Origin of the sequence: Virgibacillus sp. NKC19-3, assembly GCF_019837165.1 — a bacterium.
GTDB lineage: Bacteria > Bacillota > Bacilli > Bacillales > Amphibacillaceae > Virgibacillus_L > Virgibacillus_L saliphilus.
Genome location: NZ_JAGYHC010000001.1, coordinates 772,305 through 787,608 on the forward strand (window position 1 = coordinate 772,305; position 15,304 = coordinate 787,608).

At 37.3% G+C, this 15,304-nt stretch carries 12 protein-coding genes; 11 read left to right on the plus strand and 1 reads right to left on the minus strand.

All coding sequences use genetic code 11. The features are described 5' to 3' along the window. Positions 1–6: 6 nt before the first annotated feature. Positions 7–1,221, minus strand: coding sequence for an ROK family transcriptional regulator (locus KFZ56_RS03945; RefSeq protein ID WP_222640385.1), 1,215 nt, complete (start codon positions 1,219–1,221; stop codon positions 7–9). Between the two features lie 293 nt (positions 1,222–1,514). Here KFZ56_RS03945 and larC point away from each other — a divergent pair, with 293 nt between their 5' ends. The 11 genes from larC to KFZ56_RS04000 all read left to right on the plus strand — a co-directional run bounded on the left by larC (position 1,515) and on the right by KFZ56_RS04000 (position 15,255). Next, on the plus strand, positions 1,515–2,363 hold the full coding sequence (gene larC, locus KFZ56_RS03950) for a nickel pincer cofactor biosynthesis protein LarC (protein WP_222640386.1): 849 nt from the start codon (positions 1,515–1,517) through the stop codon (positions 2,361–2,363). 21 nt (positions 2,364–2,384) lie between these two features. Further along, positions 2,385–2,795, plus strand: a complete 411-nt coding sequence (gene mgsA, locus KFZ56_RS03955; protein WP_222640387.1) for a methylglyoxal synthase — start codon at positions 2,385–2,387, stop codon at positions 2,793–2,795. A 171-nt stretch (positions 2,796–2,966) separates the two neighbouring features. Next, positions 2,967–4,154 (plus strand): MFS transporter, encoded by a 1,188-nt coding sequence (locus tag KFZ56_RS03960; RefSeq protein WP_222640388.1) that lies wholly within the window; start codon positions 2,967–2,969, stop codon positions 4,152–4,154. A 372-nt stretch (positions 4,155–4,526) separates the two neighbouring features. After that, the gene (licT, locus tag KFZ56_RS03965) at positions 4,527–5,366 is read left to right on the plus strand and encodes a BglG family transcription antiterminator LicT (RefSeq protein WP_222640390.1); all 840 of its coding nucleotides are present in this window, start codon (positions 4,527–4,529) and stop codon (positions 5,364–5,366) included. Between the two features lie 168 nt (positions 5,367–5,534). Next, a complete protein-coding gene (locus tag KFZ56_RS03970; protein ID WP_222640391.1) occupies positions 5,535–7,472 on the plus strand; it encodes a beta-glucoside-specific PTS transporter subunit IIABC in 1,938 nt (645 codons plus the stop codon). A gap of 95 nt (positions 7,473–7,567) precedes the next feature. Next, positions 7,568–9,040 carry a glycoside hydrolase family 1 protein gene (locus KFZ56_RS03975; RefSeq protein ID WP_222640392.1) on the plus strand — a complete coding sequence of 491 codons (1,473 nt, stop codon included), beginning with the start codon at positions 7,568–7,570 and terminating at the stop codon, positions 9,038–9,040. A 63-nt stretch (positions 9,041–9,103) separates the two neighbouring features. Beyond that, positions 9,104–10,510 carry a glycoside hydrolase family 1 protein gene (locus KFZ56_RS03980; protein WP_222640393.1) on the plus strand — a complete coding sequence of 469 codons (1,407 nt, stop codon included), beginning with the start codon at positions 9,104–9,106 and terminating at the stop codon, positions 10,508–10,510. Positions 10,511–10,573: 63 nt separating this feature from the next. Then, positions 10,574–11,980 (plus strand): glycoside hydrolase family 1 protein, encoded by a 1,407-nt coding sequence (locus tag KFZ56_RS03985; protein WP_222640394.1) that lies wholly within the window; start codon positions 10,574–10,576, stop codon positions 11,978–11,980. Between the two features lie 40 nt (positions 11,981–12,020). Next, positions 12,021–13,454, plus strand: a complete 1,434-nt coding sequence (locus KFZ56_RS03990) for a glycoside hydrolase family 1 protein (protein WP_222640395.1) — start codon at positions 12,021–12,023, stop codon at positions 13,452–13,454. Between the two features lie 205 nt (positions 13,455–13,659). Next, positions 13,660–14,247, plus strand: a complete 588-nt coding sequence (locus KFZ56_RS03995) for a histidine phosphatase family protein (protein ID WP_222640396.1) — start codon at positions 13,660–13,662, stop codon at positions 14,245–14,247. Positions 14,248–14,274: 27 nt separating this feature from the next. Further along, entirely contained in the window at positions 14,275–15,255 is a 981-nt protein-coding gene (locus tag KFZ56_RS04000) for an aldo/keto reductase (protein ID WP_222640397.1), read from the plus strand. The last annotated feature ends 49 nt before the right edge of the window (positions 15,256–15,304 follow it).

A 15,304-nucleotide genomic window follows, 5' to 3' on the forward strand; every position in this document is an offset into this window, starting at 1 on the left:
CAGAAACTATTGCCCTGATCCCACATTCATTTCACTTGTACTACCTGATGGAATATGATCCTCTGTTATGGTTAAAAAGAGTTCGGGAACTTCCAAGAATCGCTGAATCGCTAACGCATTTGCCCCCATTCCACATGCTTTACTACCAAGTTCGGATAATGTAATTTCACGGTACTGACTCATGTTTGAAGTTAGCTTCGCTTCAATTTTATCTATAATATTTGGATACATTTGCAGGACTTCACAATTCAGGACAATGGTTTCCGGATTGTACAAATTGATCGTATTGTTCAGGCCAATGGACAGGTAATCAATATACGTATCCATTTGTTCCAAGGTGGTTGGATCTTGATTGGCGATTAATTTTCTCATATCTTGATGTGTGATTGTTGATCGATTAAGTTTTTCAGCTAGTTGTGCAAATAGACTGGGTTCAGAATTATACATCTCCCAGCAACCATGATTGCCACATCTACAAGCCTTACCACCAGGTGAAATAATCATATGTCCCATTTCTCCCGCATATCCATGGTACCCCTTGTGAAGTTCGCCATCTATTATTATTCCGGCACCAATACCTGATGATAGATTGATTGCAAGCAAGTTATCGCTTTGATGATGTTTATATACGCTTTCTGCATATGCCGAAAGATTAGCGCTGTTTTCAATTGAAATGTTTACATTTACTTCTTTTTGAAGATCGGCTTTTAGGTTTTTGTGATGCCACTGAAACTTAGGGACAAAATTAATATGTTCATCAATGTTCACTGTTCCATGGATTCCAATCATAACACCTACTAAGCCATAGCGGCTGTCTGTACTTTCCTTATCATATTTGTTGATTTGTCTTGCCAAGATGTGAACGATTTCCTGGTAATTATCTTTCTTTGGCGTAAAGATTTCACTGTGGACTGGATAGCCTAATAAATCGGATAATGTATACTGTATTTTGGTATAATCAAGATCGATTCCAAGCACATATCCCGCTTTCCGATTAATGGACAACATAATTGGTCTTCTGCCGATCGCATTATGTTCCTGCTGTGTTTCATAAATTAAATCTTCCTCTAATAAGTTAGCAACTTGAACCGAAATTGTTGCTTTATTTAGGCCGGTTTGTTTCGATAAATCAGCCCGCGAAATCATCCCTTGTTCAATGATTCGTTGTAAAATAACACTTCTATTGATTTTTTTAATATAAGCCCCATCGCCTGTAACCATATATATCTCCCTTCATTTCCTGATCCATTTGTGACTTTTTGAATTTATAAATAATGTCCGTTTATTTATGTATATGCCGCCGTAACATTCATTGACGGAAACGCACAACAGTGATATTCTTTCATTAATTATAACCTTGATTTGTTTGACGCACAAATTAATAATAGAAATTAGAAACTACCTACGAGTTGGTTGTTTTTAAAACGTGTTGAAAAGGGTTGCAAAACATAGGTTCAAAATAATTGCATTATTCATTGTCCATGGACATTATAACAGAAAAAGGAGATTTTGAAATGAGCGTTCTTTATTTTGATTGCTTTTCAGGAATAAGCGGCGATATGGTTATTGGAGCTCTGATTGATGCCGGAGCCGATATAACTGTTCTGGAGAGCGAATTGAAGAAGCTTCACATAGAAGACGAGTATGAACTAAAACAGAAAAAAATTGTAAAAAATGGGATCACTAGCACGAAATTTGATGTTGTATTGTTGAATGAGAAGCCTCATCATCATAATCACAGTCACGAACATGAGCATGAGCACCATCATCATAATCACAGTCACGAACATGAGCATGAGCACCATCACCATAATCACAGTCACGAGCATGAACACGGGCACCATCATGACCATCAGCATCGTTCCTATCGCGATATTGTGCAGCTTATTGAAGCAGCGGATTTTCCGGAACAGGTACAGGATATGGCGTTGAACATTTTCAAAAAGATCGGGGAAGCAGAAGGAAAGATTCACGGAATGCCTCTTGAGAATGTTCATTTTCATGAGGTTGGAGCAGTCGACTCGATTATTGATATTGTTGGAGCAGCCATTTTGATTCATGATCTTAAGATAGGTGTGTTCAAATCATCGCCGATTCCAGTAGGGTCCGGAAAAATTCATATTGATCATGGTGTATACCCAGTTCCAGCACCTGCAACGCTTGAAATATTGCAAGGCGTACCTTTAATGCACAGTGATGTAACAGCCGAGTTGACGACACCGACAGGAGCTGCTATTATAGCAGCGCTTGCCGAGGAATTTTCCAATACACCAACCATGAAAGTGAATAATATAGGCTATGGAGCTGGAACAAAAACATTTAAAGATCATCCAAATGTACTTCGCGTCATGATAGGTGAATGATTTTACAAGGGGAGAGAAATAGTGAAAATTGCATTGATCGCACATGATAAAAAGAAAGACGATATCGTTAAGTTTGCTCAAAGCTATAAATACAGCCTAGAAAAACATGAACTTTATGCTACCGGTACAACAGGTCTGAAGATAGCGGAAAACGCTGGATTATCTCTTCACCGTTTTCAATCAGGCCCACTTGGTGGGGATCAGCAAATTGGTTCCATGGTAGCAGATAATAACATGGATATAATTATATTCTTTCGTGATCCGTTGACCGCTCAACCGCATGAACCGGATATATCAGCGTTAATGCGCCTTTGTGATGTGTACAATATACCGTTGGCAACGAATATGGGTTCTGCGGAGGTATTTATCCATGCGTTAGAGCGTGGAGATTTAAAATGGCGGGATATCATTCATGAGCGGGACGAACAGTAAATTTGTTTTGAAGATGTAGGTTGTCTAACATTGGGTTTCCAGCCTAATTTTTAGGTGGTACGAAAAAGTGATGAAGTAGGAAAGGAGAGGGGTTAGAAACAAAAACTTGACTTTTCCCTAATGCAGCGTTTATATTTCTTTTTGCAGGATTGCGAAAGGGGATAACAGGAAATGAAAAAGAACCAACCATTAGCACTTATCATTGTATTAATAAATTTATTTTTGGCATTTTTAGGGGTTAGTCTTGTTATTCCCGTTGTACCGACCATTATGAATGACTTACATTTATCCGGATCGGTTGTGGGATATCTTGTTGCAGCATTTGCCTTTATGCAGCTGCTTGCTTCACCGGTTGCTGGAAGTTGGGTAGATCGATTCGGACGAAAAAGAATGATCGTGATTGGATTGTTCATTTTTGCTATTTCCCAATTTCTGTTCGGGATCGGCAAGGTCGTTAGTGTATTGTTCATTTCCCGTATGCTTGGTGGCATCGGTGCCGCTTTTATTATGGCTGCGGTGACGGCATATATTGCAGATATTACGACACTTGATTACCGCCCGAAAGCACTTGGATACATGTCGGCAGCCATTAACACTGGGTTTATTATCGGACCAGGAGTAGGCGGTTTTTTAGCAGGCGCTGGAACGAGGGTGCCATTTTTCTTCGCTGCTGGTTCTGGAGTGGTAGCGATTATATTATCCCTCATTTTGCTGCGTGAGCCTGAGCGACATCATGGAAGTGATGAGGTGCAAATGACAGGTGCAAAAACTGGCTGGGGCCGGGTGTTTGTACCTGTCTATCTCTTTTCCTTCTTAATTATCATTATTTTTTCGTTTGGTCTCTCGTCATTCGAATCATTGTTTTCCTTATTTGCGGATCGAAAATTTGGTTTTACACCGACAGATATTGCGATCATGATTAGTGGTGGGGCCATCCTGGGCGCGATTGTTCAGGTCTTCTTATTTGGTTATTTGGTTAAACGGTTTGGTGAAATTCGGTTGGTTCGCTATAGTTTAACTTTCTCTACTATTATGGTGTTTTTAATGACGATGGTACATGAATATTACACCATCCTGCTTGTTACGATCACCATTTTCATTGGATTTGACTTAATACGCCCGACGGTCACAAACTATTTGTCAACGATTGCGGGGAATGAGCAGGGTTTTGTTGCCGGGATGAACTCGATGTTTACCAGTCTTGGTAATGTGATTGGTCCCGTAGTAGGCGGATTTTTGTTTGATATCAACCTAGATTACCCATTTTATTTTGCAACTATTTTAATGGCATTTGGTATAGGTATCACTTTTCTTTGGGTTAACACGGAAAGGAAACGTGCGAAACAAGAAGCAACTTAAGGAAAAATAACCCAGGTGTGTGTAACTTGCGTTGGCAAGTAAAACCCTTCATAAATGTATTCGTTGACATAGTTCAAAAGTTGTGCTAAATTATAAATATAAGATAAAAGTTAACTTTTCTTAAGGAATGTAACCTTAATTGGGCATAACCTGAGTTGATTTAAAACGCTAGAGGTGCGTCTTTAAACAATTCGGGTTTTTTTATTCCCATCCGATATTTCATGCATGAGTATCGAATAGAAGGAAGAATGAAAGGGCTTCATAAGTCAGGCGTTAAGCGCATAGCGAATAGTTACTAGAATAGGGAATCTTTGATAAGATAAGTGTATTGGTTGATTGTTTTAGTAAAATGCGGATCAGGTGTGGATGGAAATGAAAATCAAAAAAATTTTAAATAACAATGTTGCTATATCCCATAATGAGTTGAATCAGGAAATCATTGTAATGGGGAGAGGCTTAGCTTTTCAAAAAAAGGAAGGGGCTTTCATTGACCCATCCAAAATCGAGAAAACATTTATTTTGGAAAGTAAAGGGATATCCAATAAAATCGCAGAGCTGCTACAAGATATTCCGGAAATCTATTTAGAACTAGCACATAAAATTATTGCATTAGCAAAGGAGAAACTTTCCTATAAGTTAGATGATTACTTGTATGTTGCACTGATTGATCACCTGAATTTTGCTGTTGAACGACACGAACGAGGGTTGGATTTGAAAAATGCCTTGTTATGGGAAGTTCGAAAGTACTATAAACAGGAATTTCAAATTTCATTAGAAGCGCTTGATATCATAAATAAAGAGCTGGATATAAATTTACCAGAAGATGAAGCGGCTTCCATTGCATTGCATTTCGTTAATAGTCAGATATCCGGGGAAAATATGGCTGAGGCCATTCAAGTGACCGAAATGGTGAATGATATATTAAACATTGTTAAATATTATTACCAAATGGACTTAGATGAAGATTCTATTAATTATGAGCGATTTTTGACACACTTACGCTTTTTCGCGATGCGTTTTGTTCGCAAAGAAAAAACGGCAAACAGTTATGATGAATTTCTATATGATCAAATTAAAAGTAAATACAACAAAGCCTTTCGTTGTGCCGAGCGTATTGCCGCGTATATCGAAAATGATTATGATTGGACCATCTCACACGATGAGCTATTATATTTAACATTGCATATTTATCGTTTAACAAGCCGAGATTAAGTCATTTGTAGAAAGAAGCGCAAGCAATGTTTAAAAAATAAAATATATAAACGGGAATGTAACCTTTTGGGCATAACCCGAATGATTTTGAAAAACACGTTCTTTTTGTGTTCTATCAAAGTCGTTCGGGTTTTTATTTTGAAAATATACAAAATGGGAGGGTGCAAGATGAAATATGAACAATTAGCCAAAGACATTATTGAAAATGTCGGCGGGAAAGATAATGTGAATAGTGTTGTTCATTGTGTTACTCGTCTTCGCTTTAAATTAAAGGATGAAAGCAAGGCAAATACGGAAGTACTAGAGAACATGGACGGTGTTGTAACTGTTAGGAAAAGTGGTGGCCAATATCAAGTTGTTATTGGAAACCATGTAGCTGATGTTTACAAAGCTGTTGTAGCTGAAGGTAATTTTGATGCTAAGAAGCCAGTGGATGCTGATGGTGCAGATGAGGAAGATAAAGGTAATTTATTTGATCGCTTTATTGATTTAATTTCCGGCATTTTTACTCCAATACTTGGAATATTAGCAGCCTCTGGTATGATTAAAGGTTTAAATGTTTTGTTTGTTTCACTTGGATGGCTTGAGGAGGCAAGTGGAACTTATCAAATTTTAAATGCGACAGGTGATGCGCTGTTTTATTTCCTACCGATTCTTTTAGGATATACAGCCATGAAAAAGTTCGGTGGAACACCATTTGTAGGTATGGTCATTGCAATGGCGCTTGTGTATCCTGCTCTTGAAGGAATACCGGATACGGCCGAACCATTGTATACATTGTTTGCAGGAACTGTGATTGAATCACCTGTCTATATTGAATTCTTTGGTATACCGGTTATATTAATGACCTACTCTATGTCTGTTATACCTATTATTATTGCAGCATTTTTTGCAGCAAAATTAGAAGGTTTCCTAACGAAAGTAATTCCATCTGTAGTAAGAATGTTTTTAGTTCCGATGTTCACATTGCTTATTATTATTCCGTTAACCTTTATTGTAATTGGTCCTATCGCTACGTGGGCAAGCCAGATACTGGGAGAAGGAACGCTTTGGATATATGATTTAAGTCCTGTTATTGCCGGGCTTTTCCTTGGTGGCCTTTGGTTAGTGCTTGTCATGTTTGGACTGCATTGGGGACTTGTTCCGATCGCAATTAATAATATCCAAGTTGCAGGTGCCGACATCATTTTACCGTTAACATTTGTGCATTCATTTGCATTGGTAGGAGCTGTTCTTGCTGTTTGGATAAAAACGAACAATCAAAAAACGAAAACACTTAGTGCACCAGCATCTATATCTGCTATATTTGGTGTAACCGAACCTGCTATGTATGGTATTGCATTGCCACTTAAGCGACCATTTATTTTCACGCTTATCTCGTCCGCGATTGGTGGGGCAATAATAGGGTTATTTGATACAAGGCAATATATATACGGAGGACTTGGCGTATTCAAATTCCCAAGTTTTATCAATCCTGAAGAAGGTTTAAACACAGCTTTCATGGGTTCTGTTATCGCAGCTGTGATTGGAACAATTTTAGCATTTCTATTAACTTATTTCTTTGGCGGCTTTAATAAAAAAGAAGAAAAAAGTACGTCAGAAGAAACGAGCCAACCAGCAGAAGAGAAGATTGAACAAAACGTAAAAAATGAAGTGATAGAAAGTCCTTTAAATGGAGAGGTTAAAAGCTTAGCTGAGATTTCCGATTCTGCTTTTTCATCAGGCGCTTTGGGTAAAGGAGTAGCTATACAGCCAACTGAAGGAAAATTGATTTCACCTGTTTCAGGTACGGTTTCTGCTTTATTCGGAACCCATCATGCGATTGGAATTGAAACAGAACGTGGCGCAGAACTATTGATTCATATTGGAATGGATACGGTTCAATTAGATGGCGAATTTTTCAAAGCCCATGTTTCTCAAGGAGATAAAGTAGAAAAAGGTCAATTGCTCATTGAGTTTGATATCGAAGCCATTGAAAAGGCTGGTTATGAGGTAATTACCCCTGTAGTAATAACAAATCATGATAAGTATAAAGTTATTGAGATTGAAGCACAAGGGAAAGTCCAGATTGATGACCCATTGATTATGCTGGAGAATGAAAAATAAAGGTTATCTAATCATTGATGAAAATAATATTGTATGTCATCCAGGCGACTGTTCACTGGATGGCAATACAATAACGAAAAAAGGAGAATTTTATAATGAAAAAACGAAACCATTCATTCCCAAAAGATTTCTTATGGGGCGGAGCAACCGCTGCTAATCAAATCGAAGGCGGGTTTGAAGAAACAGAAAAAGGTCTTTCCGTTTCAGATGTTTATATTTTTGATGAAAACACACCAAAAGAAAACTGGACGGATCAGTGGCATTTAATGACCCATAAGCAAGTAGAGGAAGCCCAAAACCCGTCAAGTACAAAATATTATCCGAAAAGACATGGAAATGATTTTTATCACCATTACAAAGAAGATATTGCATTATTTGCAGAAATGGGATTTAAAGCTTATCGAATGTCAATCGCTTGGACACGGATTTTCCCAAATGGGGACGAATTGGCCCCTAGTGAAGAAGGATTACAATTTTATGATAATGTATTTGATGAATTATTGAAATATGGGATCGAACCTGTTGTTTCTTTATCACATTATGAGATGCCACTTTACCTCGCTACAGAATATGGGGGGTGGGTCAATCGAAAAGTTATTGACTTTTATGTTCGCTTTGTCACCACAGTAGTTGATCGCTATCATGATAGGGTTAAATATTGGATGACCTTTAATGAAATTAATGCAGTTAAGCATCATCCTTTCGTAAGTTTAGGTGTTATTGAAGAAAATCATCCGCATATTGAGCAAGCAAAGTATCAAGGAGCACACCATCAATTTGTCGCAAGCGCCCTTGCTACAAAGGCGATTAAAGAAGCAAATCCAGAAGCAAAAGTTGGTTGTATGATAAGTTATCAATTTCTTGTACCTTATAGTTGTGACCCGGATGATGTTCAAGCGACTACTGAAAAGCAACGTGTGTCATTGTTTTTTAGTGATGTACAAGCAAGAGGGTATTATCCTGCTTATACTGCGAGGATGTTAGCAGAAAAGAACGTTACGCTGGAGATGGAGCCTGAGGATGAACAAATTATGAAAGACTATCCTGTTGACTTTGTTTCATTTAGTTACTATATGTCGAATGCTGTAAGTGCACATCCTGAAAAATTAGAAGATGCTGTTGGAAATTTAGTTACAGGTGGAATTCAAAATCCATATTTGCCAAGTAGTGACTGGGGCTGGCAAATTGATCCAAAAGGTTTACGCTCTGTATTAAATCAATTATATGATCGATACCAAAAACCGCTATTTGTTGCTGAAAATGGTTTAGGAGCAGTAGATGAAATTGGACAGGATGGGAAAATTCATGATGATTATCGCATTGATTATTTAAGAGAACATATCAAACAAATAAAAGAAGCTATTGCGGATGGTGTAGATGTATTTGGTTATACGTCTTGGGGATGTATTGATATGATTAGTGCTTCAAGCAATCAAATGTCTAAACGATATGGGTATATTTATGTCGATCAAGATGACATGGGTAGAGGAACGAAAAAACGCATGAAAAAGAAATCCTTTTATTGGTATCAAAAAGTCATTTCTACCAATGGTGAGGACTTAGAATAAATACCCGACTTGAAAAGCTGGGGGAACTCAACCTTTTTTGCAAAAAGTATGGAGGTGTGTAGCATGACTACAAATAATAAACCAGGATTTCCTGAAGGATTTTTATGGGGTGGAGCAATTGCTGCTAATCAAGCAGAGGGTGCATATTTGGAAGATGGCAAAGGTTTATCAACAGCTGATGTTATGCCAGATGGTGTTATGAGAGAAATAAAAGAGGAAAGTAATGAAATGAATCTTTATCATAAAGCAATAGATTTTTATCATCATTATGAAGAAGATATCGCCTTATTTGCTGAAATGGGTTTTAAAACATTTCGAACATCTATTGCATGGACAAGAATTTTCCCCTATGGTGATGAATTAGAACCAAATGAAAAAGGGCTGCAATTTTATGATGATTTATTCGATGAGTTAATCAAGCATGGAATCGAGCCTGTTGTCACGCTTTCTCATTATGAAACACCGCTGCATTTAGTTAAATCCTATGGTGGGTGGAAAAGCCGCAAACTGATTGACTTTTTTACTCGTTATGTAGAGGTTGTCTTTCATCGATATAAAGATAAAGTGAAATATTGGATGGGATTTAACGAAATAAATAATATACACAACATTCCAACGGCCGCAGGTGGGATTACTATCAAAGAAAATGAAGATCGATTACAAGCCATTTTTCAAGCAAGTCATCATCTGTTTGTGGCTAGTGCGGTGGCAACAAAACGATGTCATGAAATTATTCCGGATGCAAAAATGGGAGCGATGCTTTCTTTAAGTGGCATATACCCGAATACCTGCCATCCAGATGATGTATTTGAAGCATATGAACTAAGACGTCGCTCTTTATTCTTTAGTGATGTTTTATTACGAGGCTATTATCCAAATTATGTACAAAGGATTTGGAGAGAAAACAATATAAAATTAGATATAGAACAAAACGATTTAGCTCTTTTAGAAAAATATACGGCAGATTACTTAGGATTTAGTTATTACCGAACAACCACATATAAAGCTGGTACAACCACTTTCGGAAATACCGGGGGACTTGTGGGTACGGATAATCCTTATTTAGAAACTACTCCTTGGGGGTGGCAAATTGACTCTAAGGGCTTGCGTTATGTATTAAATGAACTATACGATCGTTATCAAAAACCGCTCTTTATTGTAGAAAATGGGCTTGGTACGAATGATAAGTTGGAAAATGGAGAAATAAATGATGATTATCGGATTAATTATGTCCGAGATCATATTAAAGAAATGAAAGAAGCTATTATTGATGGCGTTGACTTAATGGGCTACACCTATTGGGGTCCAATTGACATTGTTAGTGCAGGAACAGGTGAAATGAAAAAACGATATGGTTTTATCCATGTAGACCGGGATAATGATGGTAATGGTACACTTGAAAGGAAGAAAAAGAAAAGCTTTAACTGGTATAAAAAAGTGATTTCTTCCAATGGGAAAGATCTAGAATAAAAAATCGTTTCTTTGAATTTGGTTAGAATCTACATTTTATGAAGAAAATGGGGGTAATTTGCAATGAAAACAAATAGTGAACAAGTATTTCCAGAAGACTTTTTATGGGGTGGTGCCATCGCAGCTAATCAGGCTGAAGGGGCGTATGCAGAAGATGGAAAAGGTTTATCAGTTGTAGATGTTTCACCAGAAGGTATTATGAATGGAATAAAAGCGGACAGTGATGAGGTAAACCTATATCATGAGGGAATTGATTTCTATCACCGTTATAAAGAAGATATCGCTTTGTTTGCAGAAATGGGATTCAAAGCATTTCGAACATCTATTGCGTGGTCTAGGATTTTTCCAAAAGGTGACGAAACAGAACCAAATGAAAAAGGTCTAAAATTCTATGATGATTTGTTTGATGAATTATTAAAATATGGAATTGAACCCGTAATTACAATTTCTCACTTTGAATCACCTTTCCATTTAGTAAAAGAATATGGTGGGTGGAAAAATAGAAAAATGATTGAATTCTTCACTCGATATTGTGAAGTGATTTTTAATCGTTATAAAGATAAAGTGAAATATTGGATGGGATTTAATGAGATCAATCATGCTCATACAATGCCACATATAGCCGCTGCCACAAAAGTTGAAGAAAATGAAAACAGGTTACAAGTTATTTATCAAGCTAGTCATCATGAATTTGTAGCCAGTGCTATTGCTACAAAGCTCTGCCATGAGATTATTCCGGATGCAAAAATGGGAGCAATGTTATCGTTAAGCAGTGTTTACCCAAATACTTGCCATCCAGATGATGTTTTTGAAACCTATGAATTACGAAGAAGGACACTATTTTACAGTGACGTATTATTAAGAGGGAAGTATCCAAATTATATCTATAGAATTTGGAAAGAATATCATGTAAACGTAGAGATGGAAGAAAACGACTTGGAGCTGATTGAAAACTATACTGCTGACTATTTAGGATTTAGTTACTATCGGACCACTACGCATAAAACTGGAGATCCAATTTTGGAAAATACGGGTGGGGTGATAGGAACACCAAATCCTTATTTGGAAACTACCCCTTGGGGTTGGCAAATTGACCCTAAAGGTCTTCGTTTGGTTTTAAATGAAGTATATGACAGATATCAAAAACCGCTTTTGATCGTTGAAAATGGGCTTGGAATGACAGATGAAGTCGAAGATGGAGAAGTCAACGATGATTATCGTATTGAATATTTAAGATCTCATATAGAGGAAATGAAAGAAGCTATTAAAGACGGTGTAGACTTGATGGGGTATACGTATTGGGGACCAATTGATATTGTCAGTGCTGGAACAGGTGAAATGAAAAAGCGTTACGGATTTATTCATGTAGACAGAGATAATGATGGCAATGGAACAATGGAGCGCAAAAGGAAAAAATCATTTGATTGGTATAAAAAAGTTATTCAAAGTAATGGCGAAGATTTAGATTAAATTAAAGGATTGTTGATATATAAATACTAGGAGGTATACCATGACACAAACAACAAGATTTCCGGAAGGATTTTTATGGGGCGGAGCTACCGCTGCTAATCAATTAGAAGGCGGTTTTAATGAAGGGAATAAAGGGTTAAATATTCCCGATGTCATGCCCGGTGGTAAAATAAGGCATACGGTTAGGCAAGACCCTAGCTTAGACTTTACGATAGATCAAGAAAAATACCATTATCCAAAACATCAAGGGATTGATTTTTACCATCGTTACAAAGAAGATATTGCGCTTTTCGCAGAGATGGGGTTTAAAGCTTATCGCATGTCGATTGCCTGGAGCAGGATTTTCCCAAATGGTGATGAATTGGAACCGAATGAAGAAGGTTTAGCTTTTTATGATAATGTGTTTGATGAATTATTAAAATATGATATTGAACCGGTCGTTACGCTATCACACTATGAAATGCCGCTTCATTTAGTAAAAGAATACGGTGGCTGGAGAAACCGTGAAGTCGTCACTTTCTTTGAAAGATATGCAAGCGTTGTGTTTAACCGCTATAAAGATAAAGTGAAATATTGGTTAACATTTAATGAAATTAACAGCGGATTACGTATTCCATTATATGGACTTGGATTTGTACGTAGAAAAGAAGAAGATAAATATCAACCAACATTCCAAGCCTTTCATCATCAGTTTCTTGCTAGTGCCTTGGCTGTTCAGTTAGGTCATGAAATTATTCCGGATTCTCAAATTGGTTGCATGCTTCTATATACACCTGTTTATGCTTATGACTGTCATCCAGAAAATGTAATGTATGTACTAGAAGAAGCACGCATGTTTAATTATTTTTGCGGTGATGTTCAAGTACGTGGTAAATATCCGAGCTTTATGAATAAATATTTTAAAGAAAATAACATTGAATTAGATATACAAGACGGGGATTTGGAATTATTAGAAAAAGGCAAAGTAGACTTTATTTCACTAAGTTATTACATGTCTCGTACGGACAGAAAAGAAAATGAAGGTGCTGGAGAAGGAAATATGGTGGGGGGAATGAAAAACCCATACCTTAAAGCAAGTGATTGGGGTTGGGAAATTGACCCAACAGGTCTCCGCATTTCGTTAAATGAACTTTATGACCGTTATGAACTACCATTGTTCGTCGTAGAAAATGGATTAGGTGCTTATGATAAAGTAGAAGGAGACGGAACCATTCATGATGATTATCGTATAGAGTATTTAAGAGAACATATTGACGCAATGGGGCAGGCCATCGAAGACGGTGTTGAAATGATAGGTTATACGCCTTGGGGTTGCATTGATTTAGTTAGTGCAGGAACTGGAGAGATGGAAAAACGATATGGGTTTATTCATGTAGATTTAGACAATGAAGGGAACGGAACATTGGAACGAAAAAGGAAAAAGTCCTTTTATTGGTATAAAAATGTTATTAAAACGAATGGGGAAGAGCTATAAAAAAACAAAGGCGATAAGCCTTTGCTTTTTTATAGCATGATAATACATAATCTTTAGTGATCCATATGATATGTAAATAGACACTCGTGGATATGGCTCTATGAATAGGAAGTAAGCACAGTTGTTGCTCTAAAGTCAACTTTAGGTTGTAGACTAAGATTATTCAGATAAAGGAAAAATATTAATATTCCAATGGTGGGTTACTATGAAAAAAATACTTTATTTAATGCGTCATGGTGAAACGTTATTTAATGAAAAAAGGAAAATTCAAGGGGCTTGTGACTCTCCTTTAACAGAATTAGGAGCGAAGCAAGCTAAAATAGCAGGAGAATATCTTAAGAATATGCCATTAGACCATGCTTATTGCTCAACATCAGAAAGGAGTTGTGATACATTAGAAATTATATTAAATGATCGACTGCCATATACGCGGTTAAAAGGGTTAAAAGAAATGAATTATGGATTATTTGAAGGAGAGAGTCAAGATTTAAATCCTAAATCACTGGACGATTTTGAAACATTTTTTGTTCCTTATGGTGGAGAATCGAGAAGTGATGTGAAAGAGAGAATGGTGAAGACTTGCACCGAAATAATGGAAAAGGATAATCATGTGAATGTATTAGCTGTATCACATTCCGGTGCTTGTTTCAATTTCCTGGATGTGTGGCAGGACTCGAAGAATGAACTGGCAAAGGGATTTCCGAATTGCTGTATTTTCAAATATGAATATGAGGATCGAACGTTTACATTACTCGAAGTGATTCGACATGATTTTGAAAGTTATTTGAAATAAAAAATTAGAAAGGTGAGGAATTGGAATATGGATTATGTGAAACTAGGAAATACAGGCTTGGATGTTTCCAGGCTTTGCCTTGGCAGTATGAGTTTTGGTGAAGCAGAAAAGTGGATTCATCCATGGGTACTGAATGAAGAACAAAGTCGATCGATTATCAAAAAAGCACTTGAGCTAGGAATTAATTTTTTTGATACGGCAAATGTGTATTCCATGGGAACCAGTGAAGAATTTCTTGGACGAGCTTTAAAGGATTATGCCAATCGCGATGAAGTTGTTATTGCAACAAAAGTACATCAACGCATGCATGAAGGACCAAATGGTGCAGGCCTTTCCAGAAAAGCTATTATGAGCGAAATTGATAAAAGTCTAGAGCGTCTCGGAACCGATTATGTGGATCTGTATATCATCCATCGCTGGGATTATCATACCCCCATTGAAGAAACAATGGAAGCCTTACATGATGTGGTAAAAGCTGGGAAAGCACGATATATTGGTGCTTCTGCCATGTACGCCTGGCAGTTTCTAAAGGCAAACCACGTTGCGGAGAAAAATGGCTGGACGAAGTTTGTGTCGATGCAGAACCATTTAAACCTTTTGTATCGTGAAGAGGAACGTGAAATGTTACCTCTTTGCAGGGAGGAAAAAATTGCAGTAACACCATATAGTCCACTCGCATCAGGTAGATTGACCCGTGATTGGTCGGAAACAACGAAGCGTTCTGAAACCGATCAAGTCCAGAAATCCAAATATGGTTCAACCGCGGATACGGATCGATTAATTGTGGACCGGGTTGCCGAAATTGCAGCTAAGCGAGGCATACCGCGAATTCAAATCGCACTTGCATGGCTGCTTCAGAAAGAACCTGTGACGGCTCCAATTATCGGCGCTACAAAAATATCTCAATTAGAAGATCCTGTGGCTGCTTTATCTATTACATTATCACCAGAAGAAATCGCATTTCTGGAAGAGGCTTATGTACCACACCCAGTGGTCGGTCCGAATTAATGCCAAAAGCTTAAGTTTAAGTTCGATATAAATACGAATGTTGCCACTG